15 protein-coding genes are annotated in these 18548 nt (G+C 43.0%); 5 read left to right on the top strand and 10 right to left on the bottom strand.

The window, feature by feature from the left end; translation table 11 throughout:
* The first annotated feature begins 107 nt into the window (after nucleotides 1-107).
* Nucleotides 108-305, top strand: a complete 198-nt coding sequence (locus MAE_RS20960) for a hypothetical protein (protein ID WP_041804248.1) — start codon at nucleotides 108-110, stop codon at nucleotides 303-305.
* A gap of 78 nt (nucleotides 306-383) precedes the next feature.
* On the opposite strand, the gene gyrB is transcribed toward MAE_RS20960, so the two are convergent.
* From gyrB to MAE_RS20925, 7 genes are all read right to left on the bottom strand, one after another.
* Nucleotides 384-2306, bottom strand: a complete 1923-nt coding sequence (gene gyrB / locus MAE_RS20955) for a DNA topoisomerase (ATP-hydrolyzing) subunit B (protein ID WP_002781027.1) — start codon at nucleotides 2304-2306, stop codon at nucleotides 384-386.
* 433 nt (nucleotides 2307-2739) lie between these two features.
* Nucleotides 2740-3450 carry a response regulator transcription factor gene (locus tag MAE_RS20950; protein ID WP_012267322.1) on the bottom strand — a complete coding sequence of 237 codons (711 nt, stop codon included), beginning with the start codon at nucleotides 3448-3450 and terminating at the stop codon, nucleotides 2740-2742.
* 152 nt (nucleotides 3451-3602) lie between these two features.
* Nucleotides 3603-4952 (bottom strand): ABC transporter substrate-binding protein, encoded by a 1350-nt coding sequence (locus tag MAE_RS20945; RefSeq protein WP_012267321.1) that lies wholly within the window; start codon nucleotides 4950-4952, stop codon nucleotides 3603-3605.
* Nucleotides 4953-4963: 11 nt separating this feature from the next.
* The gene (locus tag MAE_RS20940; protein WP_012267320.1) at nucleotides 4964-5683 is read right to left on the bottom strand and encodes a PspA/IM30 family protein; all 720 of its coding nucleotides are present in this window, start codon (nucleotides 5681-5683) and stop codon (nucleotides 4964-4966) included.
* Between the two features lie 107 nt (nucleotides 5684-5790).
* Nucleotides 5791-8403 carry an ABC transporter substrate-binding protein gene (locus MAE_RS20935; RefSeq protein WP_012267319.1) on the bottom strand — a complete coding sequence of 871 codons (2613 nt, stop codon included), beginning with the start codon at nucleotides 8401-8403 and terminating at the stop codon, nucleotides 5791-5793.
* A gap of 32 nt (nucleotides 8404-8435) precedes the next feature.
* Nucleotides 8436-9800, bottom strand: a complete 1365-nt coding sequence (locus tag MAE_RS20930) for a DUF1822 family protein (RefSeq protein ID WP_012267318.1) — start codon at nucleotides 9798-9800, stop codon at nucleotides 8436-8438.
* 16 nt (nucleotides 9801-9816) lie between these two features.
* Nucleotides 9817-10965, bottom strand: a complete 1149-nt coding sequence (locus MAE_RS20925) for a sigma factor-like helix-turn-helix DNA-binding protein (RefSeq protein WP_012267317.1) — start codon at nucleotides 10963-10965, stop codon at nucleotides 9817-9819.
* 245 nt (nucleotides 10966-11210) lie between these two features.
* Here MAE_RS20925 and MAE_RS20920 point away from each other — a divergent pair, with 245 nt between their 5' ends.
* From MAE_RS20920 to MAE_RS35885, 3 genes are all read left to right on the top strand, one after another.
* Entirely contained in the window at nucleotides 11211-12305 is a 1095-nt protein-coding gene (locus tag MAE_RS20920; protein ID WP_012267316.1) for a fatty acid desaturase family protein, read from the top strand.
* 331 nt (nucleotides 12306-12636) lie between these two features.
* Entirely contained in the window at nucleotides 12637-13170 is a 534-nt protein-coding gene (gene pgsA / locus MAE_RS20915; RefSeq protein WP_012267315.1) for a CDP-diacylglycerol--glycerol-3-phosphate 3-phosphatidyltransferase, read from the top strand.
* 202 nt (nucleotides 13171-13372) lie between these two features.
* Complete coding sequence (locus MAE_RS35885) at nucleotides 13373-14293, top strand: calcium-binding protein (RefSeq protein WP_269453940.1); 921 nt, start codon at nucleotides 13373-13375, stop codon at nucleotides 14291-14293.
* Between the two features lie 210 nt (nucleotides 14294-14503).
* On the opposite strand, the gene MAE_RS20905 is transcribed toward MAE_RS35885, so the two are convergent.
* From MAE_RS20905 to MAE_RS20895, 3 genes are all read right to left on the bottom strand, one after another.
* Nucleotides 14504-16756, bottom strand: coding sequence for a PBP1A family penicillin-binding protein (locus tag MAE_RS20905; protein ID WP_012267313.1), 2253 nt, complete (start codon nucleotides 16754-16756; stop codon nucleotides 14504-14506).
* Between the two features lie 186 nt (nucleotides 16757-16942).
* The gene (ilvN, locus tag MAE_RS20900; RefSeq protein ID WP_002732118.1) at nucleotides 16943-17467 is read right to left on the bottom strand and encodes an acetolactate synthase small subunit; all 525 of its coding nucleotides are present in this window, start codon (nucleotides 17465-17467) and stop codon (nucleotides 16943-16945) included.
* A gap of 107 nt (nucleotides 17468-17574) precedes the next feature.
* Complete coding sequence (locus tag MAE_RS20895; RefSeq protein ID WP_041804247.1) at nucleotides 17575-18189, bottom strand: hypothetical protein; 615 nt, start codon at nucleotides 18187-18189, stop codon at nucleotides 17575-17577.
* A 222-nt stretch (nucleotides 18190-18411) separates the two neighbouring features.
* On the opposite strand from MAE_RS20895, the gene MAE_RS35880 reads away from it, so the two are divergent.
* On the top strand, nucleotides 18412-18534 hold the full coding sequence (locus MAE_RS35880) for a hypothetical protein (protein WP_269453939.1): 123 nt from the start codon (nucleotides 18412-18414) through the stop codon (nucleotides 18532-18534).
* Nucleotides 18535-18548: the final 14 nt, after the last annotated feature.

Raw genomic sequence — 18548 nt, 5'->3', positions numbered from 1 at the left:
CGATGAAAATGGGTAAAACCCCACACCCCACACCCCACACCCTACACCCTGCCCCTAGGAAAAACTTTTTCAGCAGACCCTAATTAGTGCTAGGAGGGCTAACAACCGTGAACGAAGAACATATTACCAGAGTCACCCGCGAACAGTGGGCGAAGTTGAAAGGCAAAACAGACTGGAAGAAAGTTAAAGGGATGAGCGAGGCGGAAATTGCCAAAAACGCCCTAGAAGACCCCGATAATCCACCGCTGCCGGCTGATTTTTTCGATGAAGTCGTGGAATGCACCCCAGTTTCCTTGAATCCCTAACCCTCCGATTAGTAACTGGATTTGGGGATTTTATCGGGGGCTGTATTAGCCTAGACTAACACAGCCTCAAGTTACTGTTTAAATGTCCAAATCCGTAAGATTTAAACGTGATCCGTGGGTTTCGATAAATTCTCGCCGGGGGGCAACTCGATCGCCCATAAGAATGGTAAATAATTCCTCTGCTTTGGCTGCGTCTTCGATTTCCACCCGTTTTAAAGTGCGAGTTTCGGGATTCATGGTAGTATCCCAAAGTTGTTGGGGCATCATTTCTCCTAACCCTTTAAAACGTTGGATGGTGTAGTTAGCATTGGAGGGAAATTCCGCTATCTTTTGCTGTAATTCTCGATCGCTATAGCAGTAGGAATGATTTTTACCGCGTTCCAATTTATAGAGAGGAGGACAGGCGATATATACATAACCTTGGTCAATTAAATTCTTCTGATAACGATAGAAGAAAGTTAACAACAAAGTTCGGATGTGTGCGCCATCCACATCAGCATCAGTCATTAAAACAATGCGATGATAGCGCAATTGTGAGGGGTCGAAATCTTCTCCTTTAATTCCTAAACCGAGGGCTGTAATCAAGGATTGAATTTCCGTATTTTTGTAGATTTTGGCATCATCGGTTTTTTCGATATTGAGGATTTTTCCCCGCAGAGGTAGAATCGCTTGAAAACGACGATCGCGCCCCTGTTTGGCACTTCCGCCGGCGCTGTCACCTTCGACGATGTAAATTTCTGACCTTTCTGGGTCTCTTTCGCTACAATCAGCCAATTTACCTGGTAAAGGTGAGGATTCCAAGACCGATTTCCGTCGTACTAAGTCCCGGGCCCGACGGGCCGCTTCCGCCGCCTTGTACGCTTGTACTGCTTTTTCGATAATCGTGTCGGCTACTTGGGGATTTTGTTCTAAGTATTCGTTGAGAGTTTCCCCCACCAGGGAATCAACAATACCCCGGACTTCGGTGTTACCCAATTTGGTCTTGGTTTGTCCCTCAAATTCCGGTTCGGGGACTTTTACGGAAATAACGGCGGTTAAACCCTCGCGGACGTTTTCCCCCGCTAGATTAGGCTCGTTTTCTTTAATTTTATTGCGTTTACGAGCGACATTATTTAAAGTACGGGTCAGAACTGCTTTTAATCCTTCTAGGTGAGTTCCCCCGTCAATGGTGCGGATATTATTAGCAAAACCGAGAATATTGTCGCTATAGGCATCTATACACCACTGAAACGCCACTTCGATATTAATTCCGTTCTTTTCCCCCGATACATAGATAATATCTTTGTGCAGGGTTTCTTTTTCCCGACACATATAGGCGACGTATTCTTTAATACCCCCCTCATAACAATAGGTTTCGATGTGGGGTTCTTCGGGACGGTAATCGCTAAAGGTGATTTTAACACCCGCATTTAAGTAGGCTAGTTCTCGTAAACGTCCGGAGAGGGTACTGTAATCAAATTCGATGCCTTGGCTAAAAATTTCGGTGTCCGGCAGGAAATTAACCCTAGTTCCCGTTTTTTCCTCTTGACTGGGACTGCTGACCAATTCTGTGACGGGGATACCTCTTTCGTAGCGTTGGGTATGTACTTTATGATCGCGCCAGACGGTGACATCGACCCATGCAGAAAGGGCATTAACGACGGAAATCCCGACTCCGTGTAACCCTCCCGACACTTTATAACCACCACTGCCAAATTTACCGCCGGCATGAAGTATAGTGAGAACGGTTTCGAGGGCAGATTTACCCGTGGTCGGGTGAACATCGGTGGGAATACCCCGGCCATCGTCGGTGACGCTGACGGAACCATCGGCCTTGATATCCACTTCGATATGAGTACAGTAACCCGCTAGGGCCTCATCGATCGAGTTGTCCACCACTTCATAGACTAAATGATGTAGTCCCCGCGGCCCGGTCGTACCGATATACATCCCCGGCCGCTTCCTGACTGGTTCTAACCCTTCGAGAACTTGTATCTGTTCCGCGCCGTAGTTACTTGTCATAAAATTTCCCTGAAAAGGCTGTGATCCCTGATTGAACCTAAATGAATGGCAAAATCTTCAAAAATTGTAGCACATAAGGGTTAAAGACTGCTTAAATGCCTTTAGGGAGAATTTTTTATTGGGGTTGGGGTGTGGGGTGTGGGGTGTGGGGTGTGGGGTGTGGGGTGTGGGGGGAGAATAAATAAAAGCCATCTCCTAAGTAGGTAGGCATTAAAAATTATCAGACACCACCCTTATCAAGGGAGGACTAAGGGTAGGGTTGATTCATGAATCAACCCTACTATGAATTCACCCTAGGACTAAGGGGGGATCGAACCTAAAATCTATTTTTAATTTAATTATAACCAGCTACTGATCTCCTGAATACTGCCTCCTGAATACTGACTCCCGACTCCTGACTACTAACCCCACCAACAAACTTTTTCAGCAGACCCTAAATAATGTCATCCTCAAATTTATAACCGACACCGACTACAGTTTTGATAAAGATCGGATTAGCAGGATCGGGTTCTACTTTTTTGCGTAAGCGTCGGATATGGGTATCTACTACCCTTTCATCGCCAAAAAAATCATTTCCCCAGAGATTATCGATTAATTGGGTGCGACTCCAGACGCGATTGGGATAACTGACAAAGGTAGCTAATAAATTAAATTCTAAGGTGGTTAAATCGAGGGTTTCCTCCGGCATTCCCTCCAATTTACGAAGAGCAGAATGTTGATCTAAGTCGATCAGAAAATGACGGCTGCGATGGAGTTGCTGGGGTTGACTATCGTGTCTTAAACTACGTCTTAATAATGCCCTTACGCGAGCGGTTAATTCCCGGGGACTAAAGGGTTTGACCATATAATCGTCGGCTCCCGTAGATAGACCGATAATGCGATCGATTTCTTCTCCCCTAGCGGTTAACATTAAGATATAGGGGTCTTTTGTCCCGGGTTTTTGGCGAATTCTAGCACACAATTCCAGTCCGTCTAATTCGGGTAACATTAAATCTAAAATCACTAATTCTGGTTGCTTTTGATAAAATAGTTCTAGTCCTACCCTACCATTATAAGCCAGATGACAAGTAAAGGACTCCCGCTCTAAAGTTTGCTGAATCAAATGGGCGATTTCAATTTCATCTTCGATAATAACGATATCCATACAAAGGAAAAAGTTTACAAATATCTAGGCATATTTTAACATATTAGCCATTCATTTCTTGCTCAGGGTTGAACATTGAAATAATTGTAATTTTTGAGATTTTTTGGGGGGAGAGTTGGCAGCTCTCCCGACTTTTGTGGACTGGGGACTTTTCAAGGCAAAGGGACAAACTGCTCACCGGAGGGAGTCGATCGCACTTGAATTAACACCGGCTGACCAATGCGATCGCCAGTATTGGGATCAAAGCTAATTTTTCCGGTGGCCCCTGTTTGATGAAAATTGCCAGAGCGCAGCAGGGATTGTAGGCCTTGACGATGGGTATTTTCCCTTAAACCGGCAATAATCACCCGTGTAGCGTCAAAACTGGTGGCTGTGCGCCAACTAACTGGACCGCGCCACTGTTCCTGCATAAGATTGGCAAAAGTCTGGTTAACCGAGGGGTGCCAGGGTGCGGCAAGGGTTAAACCTTGGGCGTTTTTGCCGCCATCTTCGAGGGTGCGAATATTGTAGAGGGTGGGACTACTAAACAGAGGCAAACGCTGACGATTGGAGCGAATAACCTCAAAAACGGGATCGAGACGATCAACATGAGCGACGACAAATAGACCGTTAGCACCCCCAGAAATCGCCTGATTAAGAGCTTGATCGGCCTTAAAATTGGGGACACTCAGATCACAGACTATCGGCACAATTTGACCGCCTTTTTTCGCCACATTAGCCATCAACTCATCTTTAAAGGAAATATTATCAGGAGCTTGAGAATCGTAGCAAAAAGCAATTTTCTGGACTTTAGCAGTATTTACTATGTAATTTGCTAAGGTTTCCGTAATTTTGCCGTTAGAAGCCACGAGACGAAAGATATAATTTCCCGCACCGGAGAGATTATTAGCCAGGGAGGTGGGAGAAATCATCACCAAACCGCCTTTTTCGTAGATGGGAGCGGCGGCTAAACTGGCATCGGAGGCATTATGACCGATAACAGCGATAATATCAGGATTTTTGACTAATTCACCAGCTACCTCTTTCGATATCTGCGGCTGATTATCGTCATTAACCACGATAACCATCAGTTTTCTGCCGTTGATCCCTCCCTGTTGATTGATCTGGGTTTGTGCGCTGGCGACTCCTCGCAATATTTCCTGAGCGACGTTGGGATTAGTTGTTGCTGGCACAACAACGGCGATTTTAAAGGGATTTGAGCCAGTTTGCAGGTTGCTGAGATAAATTACGCTTTCGGGATCGTTGGGACGTTGAGCGAGGGATTTTTGCAGGAGTTGCTCTGCTTCTTGGTGATCACCTTGAGCAATGGCAGCGATCGCTGATTCTTTGGTGGTGTTAGAATTAGTTTTGATCAGGAGATGATTGCCGTAACTGATGCGGGGATTATTATCGGCTTTTGGGGCAAATATTGCCGAGATTTGGGGAAAAAGAAACCAACCGATCAACCCCAGTAAAACATAGGAAATTGGCGGTAAACCCGCTTTTTTGCCAGTCTTTGTCATTGCTTTACTCCTTAACTTTGCTGATTGAATTCGGCTAAACGGCGGTTAATTTCGTCATCAAGGCTTAAGAAATCGATTTCTTGAGCTAATTTCTCGCTATAGTTCTCGCTTAATTCACTATAGGCGTTTTCTTTTCGATAACGGTCGTTAATCGCTTCATTGGCATCCTCAAAGCGATCGCGGGAGGTATTGAGGTTGAGACTACTATCAAATTCGTTTATTTTACCTAAAGCCTCATTCATGGAACTAATCGCTTTTAAGTTGCTCATTTCTAACTTATAATGCTCGATTTTTTCCTGCTCTTTACGAAGTTTTTCCTTAGCAGCAATGACCACTTTTTCGGCATTATCAACCCGATCTTTCATGGCGGGTAGAATTTTTTCTAGGGAGATAACCTTAACCATAGCAAGTCTTGCCGCTTCTTGAAGACCTTTTTTTTGAGCGGTGACAGCCTGCTGCAAGTAGTTTGTGTGTTCCTGTTTTTTTGCCTCGTATTGTGCTTGAGCCGATTGCTGGGCCGCTACTACTTTCGCCACCGATTCTGTCAATTCCGCTAGGGATTTTTGCATCAATTCTAGGGATTCTTTGGCCGATTCTACGGCAATTTTTCCGCCGGATTCGATGGGAATACCCCACAACCAATTCCAGATCGCAACGAGAGAATTTCCTGCCTTATCACCGATCAGCCAAAAAATCAAGGCCTTTGGGGTTAATTTTTTTAACAATTTCATGCCGTTTGTCTCCTAGAGGTGTTACCTGTTAATTAGGAGTGATGGCTAACTTTGATGCAGTGGGTAAGGTTAAGTTTTGTAAAAAGTCTTGACAAGGATAGGAAGGTTTAGACTGGACCGGCAGATTTAATGGGAGCGAGGGGGACAAATTGACCCTTTTTGACCTGTAGAATCAAGTAGCGGCGATCATCAGGATTATTGTTCATGTTGCGGACACCATTCTCATCGAATCTAACAGTGCCAGTCATTCCTTCGATAGAAAAATCGTTTCTTAAAACTTGATTTAATAATTCTCGATCGAATTTTTGTCCTTGTTGGTATAACTGTCGCAAAGCGGTGAGGATAACTTTGGTCGCATCGTAGGCCATGGGAGTGCGCCAAACATTGATCTTATTTTGCCAAAAACTGTGGATATAATTATCTTGTTTGAGATCATACCAAGGCACGGTGATAACTAAATTTTCTACTCCTTGTTTACCTTCTGCAAGGGTGAGATAACTTTGAAAGGTGGGGGAACCTAAAATCACTAAGTTTAACTGTTGTGCGGGACGTTGCTTAAAGATACTGACGGCTCTTTTCAGATCGTTAATATAGGGAGCAATCATGAGAATATTTACTTGGTATTGAGCGATTTTTTGATAAATTTTCTCTTGATCTAAATTATTTTTTGGTTCGATATTGCAGTCAAAATCTGCATCTTTAATGACTTTTTGAAACTGCTGACCGAGAAGAATGTTTCTATATTTTTGAGCGAAGTTATAATTATCCCCAGAGCGATTATCGTAACAAATTAAATTAGTGGGGTTTTGGATAATTAGCTTGTCAGTTTGTTTGCGGATGTATTCACTTAAGGTTGTGGCAAAAGTTTCCAGATCGGGAACCATCTTATACACATAGCCATTACCGGAGATTTTCGGGGAAAAGCTGGTGGGAGATAGGGCAACAATTTTCCCTTGTACATAGATATCTTTGGCCGCTTCACTAGCAGCAGAAGCATTATGACCAACCACTGCTAAGATTGACGGATCTTTAACAAATTTTTCGGCTCGATCTTTGGCATCTACGGGGCTATTATTATCATTAGCGACCACTACCTGTAGAAAGTGAAAATCGGGGTTTTTGGCCTGTTCATCGTTTAACTCCTCTTGGAATAAAGCAATACCTCGTAAAATTTCCTGAGCAGTTTCTGGATTATTACCAAGCGGAACACTGGTGGCAATTTTTAAGGGATTTCTGTCTTGATAGGCCGCACGAGCGTTATTATAATAGATGCGAATCTCTGGATTATTGGGCAAGCGATCGAGGGATTTTTTAAAAAGCTGAATTGCTTGTTTATATTCTTTGTTTTTAAAAGCTTGTCTTCCCCGTTCAATAATGTTATCTTGTCGGTTTGTCTTTAATAATATTTCTTCACCTAAGCTAATTTCTGGGTATTTACTAGCATCATCGGAAAATACTCCTCCCCAATATAAAATTGATAAAGTTACCAGAAGACTTAAAATAAATAACAGAGCTTGTTTCCAGCGACTAGATAGACGTAAAGGCCAACTTTGCTCATGATTATTTTGGTGATTTTCCTCCGTATTTTCAGGGGGTAAAGGTAAAATTAACGGTGGTTCTTCAGGATTTTCTATCAAACGAGGCAGCAAAGAAGAACTAGCAGCATCCACCGCAAATGCGTGTAATTTTAAGTCTTGTCGAGCGATTGTTAAGGATTCTTGTAGGGATTTATGTCCAAGAAAATTGGGAAGAAAAACTTCTAGAAATCTCAAAGCAACCCGCACGGCGATCGGTTCTTTCATAACAATAATATGGGGTACTCCGATATTAGCCAACTGACGGCCAATACCTAAACCATCGCAGGAATTACAGATAACAAGTTTTAAGCCTTTTTTAACAGCTTTTTCTAGGGAATTTCTTAAGTTATGTTCTGGAGATAAAGCCGTATCATTATCAATGATAAAAACTCCATCGTGACCGTCACTACTGGTTTGACTATGACCTAAATAAACTACAATATCCCATGGATTTTTGATCAACTCATTGTGAATATTTATCGTTGAAAGAGGAGGGTCTGAACCAGGACTTAATATTTGCATAGAAACCTTATCTTGGTTTCCTAGTACCGTTTGCAAACTGGATAAACACAGGGAAGTATGCTTGTTTTCGATGTCAATATTGCCCAAAATTACTAAAACATTAATCGGATAAGTAAAAGTACGTTCTCTCGGGGGATCTATCTGGATAGTAAGAGCAATTTCCACATCGGGAAACCATTTGTGTAAAAAATTCCAAGACTCCCAGGGAATTTGTTGTAGATCAAAGTGGGTAGTTTGGATAAAAAATCTTACTTCTGACTCAGTACCTATATGGAACAAGATATGATTTTGTATCGAACTCAGAGAACTGGAATTTAGCCATTCATTTAAGCTATCTTTTAAAGTTTTAGTGGCTTTTTTGAGGTTGTCTCTAGGATCACCTACCGCTGCATGGGTGATCATGCTATGAGGAACGGTAATTCCTAAACTGGGTTGACTTTTTACCCAATGATAATAAGCTCGACGATAATTTTGCAAAGCGTCAGCAATGTCAAGGTTAGGGACTAATCTACCCTCCGCAAAAGGTGCTATCAAGAGATGATTGTCACGAATTTCTAGAGTGACGGAAAATCCCGTCTCAAAACTGCCATCACCAATTTTCAGAATCACAACTCTGCTCATGTCTCTACCCTTGACATTTTCTGCTATCTCTATTAAATCCTAAACTGTTCGGTAATGCTACTGTCCCCTAAACTTAGGTTAACATTAAAGCGATCGTCGGCATCAGCTAGAAAATAAAGCTGTAGATAGCTATCTAAGGGTTTCTCCCTTGCTCTTGCTTCTAAACCGGGGATTAATTGGCCTATTTCATCGCTAATTTGCAAAGATAAACCAGGGGGTAGCTTGGCAAAATTGTCCATGGCATAGGCACGAATTAAAACAGCAATTCTCTGGTCACTGGTCGATAAAACTCCCACCATTAAAGCGATTTTATAACCCATTAATTGACTACCCACATCGAGCATTTTACGAATAGCAGCATTGGGATAATGAGGATCAATATTCCAGAGATATTCGGCCGCTTGCCAGCGAATAGTTTCATCTTGGGTTTGATGTTGCAGTTTTGCTAAAGCTTCCTCTGGGGTTAAATGTTCCGAAAATTCCACCTCTTTTTGACTAGCATACAGTTGTCTAATTTCTCGCTGAATATCTGTCGGAGATTCTCGGCTGCTGATTTTTTCAGCAGCCAACAAAAACCCTGGATTAATTGGACGATAATTGTCGATAGTGCTGAGGATTTCCTGCCATTTCTCTGTAATAATTCCCTGTAACCATTGACTAAGTTTAGTGGGGATTATTTCTAGACGCTGCTGATAAAGTTTTTCTCGCCATTGCTGATCATTCAACAAAGCTAACCACTGCTGACAACTAATATCTAATCTCGGAGAATAGGGTGAAACTTGACCTAACTTTTTAATTAATTTTTCTGCTGTTGCTGGCGATAAATTTGCTAAAGATTCCAGTTTTTCTTGTTCACTCTCTCCCTCTAAACAACTCTGCCAAAGAATATCTAAATCATCAATCATTTGCTCACTATCTAAATAATATTGATGGTAAATTGAATCGTATTCTGCGAGATTTTTAACATCTTTTCTGGATATAAAACCCCAGATATTGAGAAATTTTTCTGCTAAATCTACCTGCACCCCTAGATAAAAATCTGCCGCTAAATCGGGAATATCAACCCATTCTTGCTCTATTGTCAATCCCTCAATGTCAATCGCTTGACTGGGAATAGTAGTAACTTTTTTGTCTTTAATCTGCCAAGTAAACCCGTTAATAAACTCCCAAAGATACTGATGGTTTTCAGGTATTATTTGAAGGGAACAATCAAGATTATCTTTCAGCCAATTGCTTAAGCATATTTGCACCAAGTAATTAATCAAAGCCTGATTTTTGGCGGTTTGATTAGAGTATTGACCGAGAATCGATCGAGCTTGTTTAATCTCTGTTTCCGAAAAAGTTAGCCAAAGGGATTTCGGGTTAATTTGTTGCAAAATATCGAGGTTGACTTTCATGGTATCTCCTAACAGATTAGATTTGAGTTAAGTAGGACTGACAAAAATATTTTAGATAAGCATCGATCTCTTGTTTTTGCCGAGATTCTAATTGAATCTCATTTAACAAAATAGGGCAATCTTTGCCTTCCCTTGCACAGAGTAGCTGATAAATTTTTTTACATAATTGGGTTATTTCTCGACTAATAGTAGATGAATGAACTCCCAATCGATTAGCGATCTGTGCTTGCGTCATCTTTTGATGATAGTAATAATATACAATCTGTTTAACTTCATCCTCAAGAGTGATTAATAACTTATTAATATCTTCCTGGATTTCTTGCTGTTGTAGTAAATCTTTACTTGGCTTCTTGCTGGGGATATTTTCCCAAAAGTAATTGCTATTATCGTCATAATTATTAGGCTCAAATTTAGAGTAAGGAGGATCGATATGATTACGCATTATCTCCCCTATTTGATTGAGTTTTGCTTGCACTTCCTCAACGGTGAGAATAACTTGCGGTTGTAACTGCTGTAGGCGATCGATTACCTGTTGCCAATCCTCCTCTTGCCACTTATCCAATGATCTAAGAGAAGCTTTTTTAACCTCTCGAAAACAGTTAAATATTAGCAGATGATTCTCGTTAAAGATACCCGATGTTCGTAAAACTTTTTGAATTTTATTCGCACTAAAAAGACTGACTATACCGAGATTAGTCCTGCCAATCGTTTTATACTCTCCTCGCAGAAAATTATAGAGAGTATTTCTTAATTTTTTATCTGTCCATTTTTCTAAGATTAAGCGAAAAAATCCCGGTTTGGTCTTGTTATCCTGAAAGTTACCGTAAAAATTGCGAGGATTGTTGGTGATTGCCGTGGCAAGCAAATTCAGCAAATAGTAGAAGAGGGTTTCATAATCAGCATCGATCCGATGGCCAACATTTTTATAGACCCTTTGAGTTACCATACAGGAGCGATATTGTAAGAAAACCATCCAATGGGACTTGACTAATTGGTTATTAGGATCATTCTGTAACCATTGCCACAGATAAAAATACACCGCTTCATCATCGGCCACGCTTCCAGCGATCGCATCGATCGATTTTCTTAATTGTGGCACTTCGCACCAGAAAACTCGATCGCCTTCAATGGTCTTAATAGTAGTACAAAAGCACCTAATGCTCATCTCTATCACCGGCTACAGGTATCTGCTATCTGATTAGGTAAAAACCGAGGATTTTCTGCAAGAGTAGCAAATAAATTGAGCGATTCCCTTGCCAAGCGCACCTCTTTCTCTGACAATAGATGAGAGACTGATGAGAAACTATCAGTTATAGTGAGACAGCCTTAGCAAACCAGTACAAGACTCATAAATTCACTCTGAGCTGCCACAAATAGCCGTCATATCAACTTCTAGGACAAAAATTAGGAATGCGAGTAACTTTTACCGAAAATCAGGGTTTTAGAAAGGAATTGAATAAACGGGTTGATGCTTATTTTACCGAAAACGGCATCCCCACCAGAGATAATTTTGCCATGTACCTGAAGACGATCACGATTTTAACTTGGGTAATTGCCGCTTGGCTATTTGTACTTTTTGGTCCGGATATCTGGTGGCTGAAAATTATCGGTTGCATGGTTTTAGGAGGAGGATTAGCAGGAATCGGTTTTAGCATTGGTCATGATGCTAACCATGGCGGCTATTCTAGTAAAAAATGGGTTAATTCTCTCCTTGGCATGAGCTACGATTATATCATCGGTACTTCCAGTTATCTCTGGCGTTTTCGTCATAATTATCTCCATCATACCTACACCAATGTTTTAGGGTACGATGTGGAAATTCACGGCGATGGTATCGTGCGAATGACTCCCCATGCCGAGCATAAATGGTATCATCGTTATCAACATTTATTTATCCCGATTCTCTACGCTATAATTCCTATCTATTGGTCATTCTCCGATGTGCGCTCTATTCTCTTTGGTCATCGTTTTGGCGAGATTAAAATTCCTAATCCTAAACCGATCGATCTATTCGTTTTATTGAGCGGAAAAGTTGTTTATCTCTTCTGGTTTATTGGCATTCCTCTTCTAGTTGGTTATAGTCCCCTAGAAATAGCGATCGGTTTTCTCATTGCTTTTATGACCTATGGAGTGCTTGCCTGTCATGTATTTATGTTAGCTCACGTTTTGGAACCCGCCGAATTTATTCAACCCTCGGCAGCTAACCAAATCGAAGACGAATGGGCAATCTTTCAAGTGCGAACTACCGTAGATTTTGCTCCTAAAAATGCCTTTTTAAATTGGTATTTAGGGGGATTAAATTATCAAGTTGTTCACCATCTTTTCCCGCAAATTTGCCATATTCACTACCCCCAAATTGCCCCAATCTTAGCGGAAGTTTGCCAAGAATTTGGCGTTAATTATGCCGTTTATCCCACCCTGCGAGGTGCTTTAACTTATAATTATCGTTGGCTCAGACAATTAGGCAATAAACAAAGTAATTTCGATCTCAAATTAGCCAGCTAGAATCAGTTATCAGTTATCAGTTATCAGTTATCAGTTTTAAGTTTTAAGTTTTAAGTTTTAAGTTTTAAGTGAATAGTATTAAGCGACAAGCTCGGAGCTGCCTTTTTACTGATTACTGTTGACTGTTTAATGTTTACTGATTACTGATTACGGCTCTCTTATTCTTTGTGTGATAAGTTTAACTTACATTATGATCGATCAGTCTTTGTGTCCTCTGTGTCTTTGTGGTTCCTTCCACTCACTCGCTAGGAGGAATGTATCTTAGAATACATTTTACCCACCAAACCTAAGAGAGCCTGATTACTGATTACTGATTACTGATCACTGAAAAATGAACCTACCCAACTCGATTACCCTATCGCGACTCTTGGGACTGCCATTAATTTTATACTGGTTGCACCAAGGCACAGAAATCGATCGCTGGTTAAGTTTAATTATCTTTCTGATTGCTGCCAGCACCGATTGGCTCGATGGTTATTTAGCGCGAAAATTGAATCAAATCACCGAATTAGGCAAATTTCTCGATCCTTTGGTCGATAAATTACTGGTTCTCGCTCCCCTCTTAGCTCTGATTGAAATGGATTTAATTGCTGCTTGGGGAGTATTTTTGATTCTCGCTCGCGAATTAGCGATCGCTGGTTGGCGTATTAATCCGAATTTAACGGGAAATAGCGACATAAAAGGGGCTAATTGGTGGGGAAAAAGCAAAACAGTCAGCCAAATTATCGCTATCGCTCTCTTAATTGCTCCCTTGCCTTCTGAATATAACTTAATTTCTCAGATTGCCTTTTGGCTATCGGTGACATTAACTTTAATTTCTGGCGTGATTTATACCACACCCAGCCGAAAATTAACCCAAAATTGATAAAAACTTGACCATTAGCAACAATTCAGAAAACAAGCCTCGCAAACATGATTACATTTTTTTTCTTGGTATATAATAATCGGGAGGAAGATTATCAGACTCTTCAAATTCAAACAAATCATTCAAAGAAAAAATCATGCCCACTGTAACCATATCATTCGCTAGCCTCCCCGGTCCCACTGGTGCTAGTTTCAATCCTACTGTGACTACGTCAGTTGCCGCTTTCCTGAACGCCCATCCTACTGTCCCCATTTCTATATCGACAACAGGCCTTACCGCCGATAATCTCACTTCCCTGGGACTTTTAAGTACGGGCGGCGATACAGTTTGGAGAATAGCCAACGCAGGCGTTGCTGATAGCGCAACCCTTTCCAGGGCCGGTGGAGGCTTTTCTAAGACCCTTTCCCTGCCAGCAAATAGCCTTACCTTTGTTAGAGGCGGGTCTGCCGGCACTTATCAACTAACCGGCGGTATTGTTAACACGAAAGCGTCGGGTCCGCAAGTAGTAAGTTCGATCGCACCACTCTTACTCACCGATTCCTATTTCATCACAGGTAGTGCGTTCAACGATACTCTAACGGGCGGTAACAGTACCGATACCCTAATTGGTGGCGATGGTAACGATGTCCTAAGTGGTGGCGAGGGTGCCGATACCCTAATTGGTGGTAATGGTAACGATACCCTAAATGGTGGTAATGGTTTCGATTCCCTAATCGGTGGCGATGGTAACGATATAATATCCGGTATCGGGGGAGCGGATACCCTAATCGGTGGCTTAGGAAGCGACACCCTCACTGGTGGTAATGGTAATGACCGTTTTGTTTACAACAATCCCAACGAAGGCGGTGACTTGATCGCGGATTTTAACATCGCTAGCGGCAATACGGATGCTATCGTAGTTTCTAACGGTGGTTTCGGTGGTGGACTGACTACCGTTGGTGGTACTTTGGCTCCTAGCCTATTCGGGGCAACTGCGGGTGGTGCTGTCAGATTTGTCTACAGTGGTGGTGTTTTACAGTTTGACACAGACGCTGGTCTTGGTGTTAGTCTGGTTACAATCGCAAACATTGGTGGCTCTGGCGCAGCGACCCTCGGTGCAAGCAATATTCAGGTGATTGCCTAATCTATCCCTGTCCATCCACTGCGGTGGGTTGGGCAGTTGTGGATTTTTGGTGTAAAATCAGGCTACCAGAAACAATCTCTGCGGGTGTGTTAGCTAGGGCTAAGACACCCTTATTAGTTTAAAGCAGTTATCTTAATAGTGAGGTAGGAAGTCTCTGGTTTGAGGGAACTCTGGAACAGGCAACGGGAAAAGTAGCTAGTCCTATTGGGATTAGTTTTGTGTAGTGATTAACTGACGGTGATAATCGCCCCATAACCGGGCTGCCTGTTGACTACTGCCCGCAGTGGGAGAATTATTATCATTACCTAACCAAATGCCTGTCACCCAGTCGCGCCGGGGAAGATAGCCGATAAACCAGAGATCCACATAATTATCCGTAGTTCCCGTTTTACCCGCTTCTCCCATGCCAATACTGGCAGCGCCTCCTGTACCATTAGTTATCACCCCCCGCAATAGGCTATTCATCGTTTCGGCGGTTTTAGGGGAGATTACCTGCTTATTTCTCTCGCTATCGTCGCCATAGTCATAAATAACCCGACAGGTACTCAAATCCTCCACATTTTCACAGTCGGAAGCGTCGAGAATGCGTTTAATGGCGTGGGGACGATTCCAGCGCCCACGATGGTCAAAAACCCCATAAGCACCGGTCATTTCTAAGACATTTACCTCGCTTTGCCCTAAAATTAGCCCCGGTACAGCATTTAAAGGTGATTTTACCCCCAAACGTTCCGCCACATTGACCACATTACTTAATTCTGCCTCGCGAGCAATGCGAAGGGCGACGCTATTTTCCGATTGCGCTAAACCTTGAAACATATTGATGGCCCCGCTACTGCGTTCACAGGGAGAATAGGCCTGTCCTTGCCAAGAGAGTCCAGCGCAGGTATAGGTTTTATAGGGCGATATTCCCTGTTCTAGGGCGGCAGCATAAGCAAATACCTTAAAAGTGGAACCGGGTTGACGTTTAGCTTGGATAGCGCGGTTAAATTGGCTTTTTTGATAATCAACTCCCCCGACTAAAGCGAGAATTTCCCCGGTTTGACTGTTTAGGGTAACTAAAGCCCCTTGGGAGTAACGATAGCGGGGGCCTTGGTTTAAGACATTATTTTTTAAGCTTTTTTCTGCGATCGCTTGCATTCGGCGGTCTAAACTGGTTTCAACGATAAAATTGCCCTCTTTAGCCACTTCTTCCCCTAAAAGGTCCTGTAATTCCTCGAAAACGTAACTATAAAAATATGGTGCAATCGTACTAGATAGGGATTTTTTGGCTTGGGGACTGATTTCAATGCGAGATCTGCGGGCGCTGGCCGCCGCTTCCGGGGAAATCATGCCTAATTGGGCCATGCGATCGATGACACGATTGCGTAGTTGTACGGAAGTGTCGTAATCTTGAATGGGATTAAATAAATTCGGGGCGGGTAACATGGCCACAAGAGTAGCAGCCTCGGAGATATCTAAATCTCTAGCGGATTTATCGAAATAAAAGCGGGCCGCATCTTCAAAACCGTAACCGGCCAGACCGAGATAAACTCGATTGAGATAGGTTTTGAGAATTTCATCCTTACTATACACCGCTTCTAATTGTAAAGCGACCACAGCCTCCCGGAGTTTGCGATCGGCAGTATTTTGGCGACCGACTTCGGGGAATAAACTACGCGCTAACTGTTGAGTCAGGGTGCTGGCCCCTTGACGAATGCCCCGACCTTGCCAATTAATCATAATTGCCCGGACAATCCCCAAAGGATCAACCCCAAAATGCCAGTAAAAACGACTATCTTCGGAAGCGACAACCGCCTGGGGCAAATAGGGAGAAAAATCGCCCAGATTATCTAATTCTCGGTGAGTTTCCTGTCGAATGGGATTGAGGGGAGTTTGAGCATCCCTAGGGTAAACCACCACCGGACCGCTCACCCCGGAAGGGAGTGGATAAACATTAACTTTGCGACTTTCCCAGATAACCGCTAAAACTAATAAACCGAAAATACCCCCCGCACCATAGAAACCATAGCGCAAAAGTCGCGCCCACAGGGGAGGGGGACAGTAGTAGGAGATGGTGACACAATTGGCTAAGTCTGGGGGGGCCAGGGTAAAGGTATCACCATGACGCAGGGAAACGCTTTTGAGACGACGTTTACCCATATAAACCCCGTTGGTGGAGTTTTCATCTGTGAGCAGGAAATTATGGGGATTTTTCGGGTCACGCTGCAGGGAACAATGAATCTGACTGACCACGGTATTACGGATAGTAATATCACAGGAACTGGAACTACGACCCAACAAATAGCGATCGCCGATAAGGGGATATTTGCTTTCCCCGCTGCCATTCTCGTTTTTAAGGCGTAATTCGGGAACTCTCGCCCCTTTTTTGAGATTTACCGCCTGAAAATTCACCTTTCCTTGCAATTTCTGCACGGCAACGGTGACAAGTTGACTAATTTGGGTTTTCGGCGACTGCTTAGACATAGTTTTTATCAGTTATCAGCTTCTGAAGGCAATAGGCAATAGGGGAAGTGGGGAGTGGGGAATTTCAACTAAAACCCCAACACCCTAACACCCCCCGCAACGCGCACGCAGTGACCACCCTAACACCCCAACACCCTAAAACCCCAACACCCCATCTCCCCAATTCCCAATTCATACCCAATATCCCTAAATTGACATTTTAGCCTCTAAAGCTTTCAGGTATTCCGTATTGACTCCCGACTCGCGAATCAGAGCAATTTTACCGGTACGGGCCACCTCGCGAACGCCAAATTTATTCAGCATTTGCATAATCGCCACCATTTTACCCGGATCCCCCACCACTTCGATGGTCAGGGTTTCCTCGGAAATATCCACAATCCGCGCCCGGAATACCTGCGCTAATTCGATCACTTCGGCCCGGCGCTCGGCGGTAGCATTAACTTTAATCAGCATTAATTCCCTTTCCACACAAGGGGTTTGGGTGATATCCTGCACCTTGAGGACGTTAATTAATTTGTAAAGTTGTTTGGTTAACTGTTCGATGCTGTCCTCGTCTCCTGGTACTACCATCGTAATCCGAGAAACTCCCATCTGTTCAGCAGGACCCACGGCCAGACTTTCAATATTAAAGCCGCGACGGGCGAATAATCCAGCAATACGGGTTAAGACTCCCGCTTCATCTTCAACTAATACGGATAATGTGTGTTTCATGGCGATCTATCTACACAACCTAGATTTAACCATTGTAAGACAGGAGACAAGGCCGGAACAGTTTGTCTTCTCTGAGGGATTCAGGTAGAAACCTCTACTCTGTCAAATTAAATCCACTCTTCTTCATCCGCTTTGTTTACCCCCCGCTCTTGGTTTTCATCCTGAGCAGGGGGCGTAATAATCCGATAATTGACATCGTAAACTTGATCGGCCTTTTCCCCGCGAGTCTGTTTGGCCGTGCGGTAACTATAGGAATAAACTGAGCCAGTTTGATAACTGTCCTCTGGAGGCTTGACAAAATTCGCTTTTTCCCCATCAGCAACCCTAGGCGGGAATTCTTCCCGATCCTGAATGGTAGTCGGTTTTTCGGGGGGTGCATCAAAATTCCAATCATCACCGCTATCTCTTTCCCAATCGTTACCCGGTGGAGACGCGGCGCGATCTTGAATATAGGTAGGTCGGGGAGATGGGGGTGGGACTTGAGGATTATTGGCTATAGGAGGGGAGGCTTTTGGGGCAGCCAAAGGACGACCAAAACTATAGAGAAATTGCAGGGTTAAACCACTGATAATTCCCGCCAGGGTGAAAAGTAACACCCAGACAGCTAGGGGCAGTTTTACCGTCATAATACCGCCAAAAAAGACCAAAGTGATCGCCCCCAGATTCTGCCAGATCAGTAATCCGCCTACAGCGATCGCAAATAAGACCATAATCCAGCCCATTTTTACCTCCCTTGATTCAGTGATCAGTAAACAGTGATCAGTAAACAGTAATCAGTAAACAGTAATCAGTAAACAGTGATCAGTAAACAGTAAACAGGTATAAAGATAAAGATAACTAACTAACTAATTAACTTAAAACTTACGGTTCTTCGGTTTGTGTTATGCAATGGACGGGAGTTATAAGGGGTGAAACCCTTATATAGAAAGACATGGCTGCGATTTTTGCCAATTGTTTTCAATCTAGAACGAGCTAATCAATTAAGTCCCTTGCCAGATAAGGATTTAGCCGATTTCTGCCCCCTGATCGAACCATACCAAGTAACGAAGAACCAAACTTACATCTGATAACTTACATTTGA

The organism is Microcystis aeruginosa NIES-843 (genome assembly GCF_000010625.1).
Taxonomy (GTDB): domain Bacteria; phylum Cyanobacteriota; class Cyanobacteriia; order Cyanobacteriales; family Microcystaceae; genus Microcystis; species Microcystis aeruginosa.
This window is presented reverse-complemented; position numbering and strand designations above follow the sequence as displayed.

Coding starts and splice junctions, on each gene's coding strand:
- MAE_RS20930 (WP_012267318.1), bottom strand. CDS start 9,800: ATGAAAGTCAACCTCGATATTTTGCAACAAATTAACCCGAAATCCCTT.
- MAE_RS20945 (WP_012267321.1), bottom strand. CDS start 4,952: ATGACAAAGACTGGCAAAAAAGCGGGTTTACCGCCAATTTCCTATGTT.
- MAE_RS20895 (WP_041804247.1), bottom strand. CDS start 18,189: ATGGGCTGGATTATGGTCTTATTTGCGATCGCTGTAGGCGGATTACTG.
- pgsA (WP_012267315.1), top strand. CDS start 12,637: ATGAACCTACCCAACTCGATTACCCTATCGCGACTCTTGGGACTGCCA.
- MAE_RS20925 (WP_012267317.1), bottom strand. CDS start 10,965: ATGAGCATTAGGTGCTTTTGTACTACTATTAAGACCATTGAAGGCGAT.
- MAE_RS20935 (WP_012267319.1), bottom strand. CDS start 8,403: ATGAGCAGAGTTGTGATTCTGAAAATTGGTGATGGCAGTTTTGAGACG.
- ilvN (WP_002732118.1), bottom strand. CDS start 17,467: ATGAAACACACATTATCCGTATTAGTTGAAGATGAAGCGGGAGTCTTA.
- MAE_RS20920 (WP_012267316.1), top strand. CDS start 11,211: ATGCGAGTAACTTTTACCGAAAATCAGGGTTTTAGAAAGGAATTGAAT.
- MAE_RS20905 (WP_012267313.1), bottom strand. CDS start 16,756: ATGTCTAAGCAGTCGCCGAAAACCCAAATTAGTCAACTTGTCACCGTT.
- MAE_RS20950 (WP_012267322.1), bottom strand. CDS start 3,450: ATGGATATCGTTATTATCGAAGATGAAATTGAAATCGCCCATTTGATT.
- gyrB (WP_002781027.1), bottom strand. CDS start 2,306: ATGACAAGTAACTACGGCGCGGAACAGATACAAGTTCTCGAAGGGTTA.
- MAE_RS20940 (WP_012267320.1), bottom strand. CDS start 5,683: ATGAAATTGTTAAAAAAATTAACCCCAAAGGCCTTGATTTTTTGGCTG.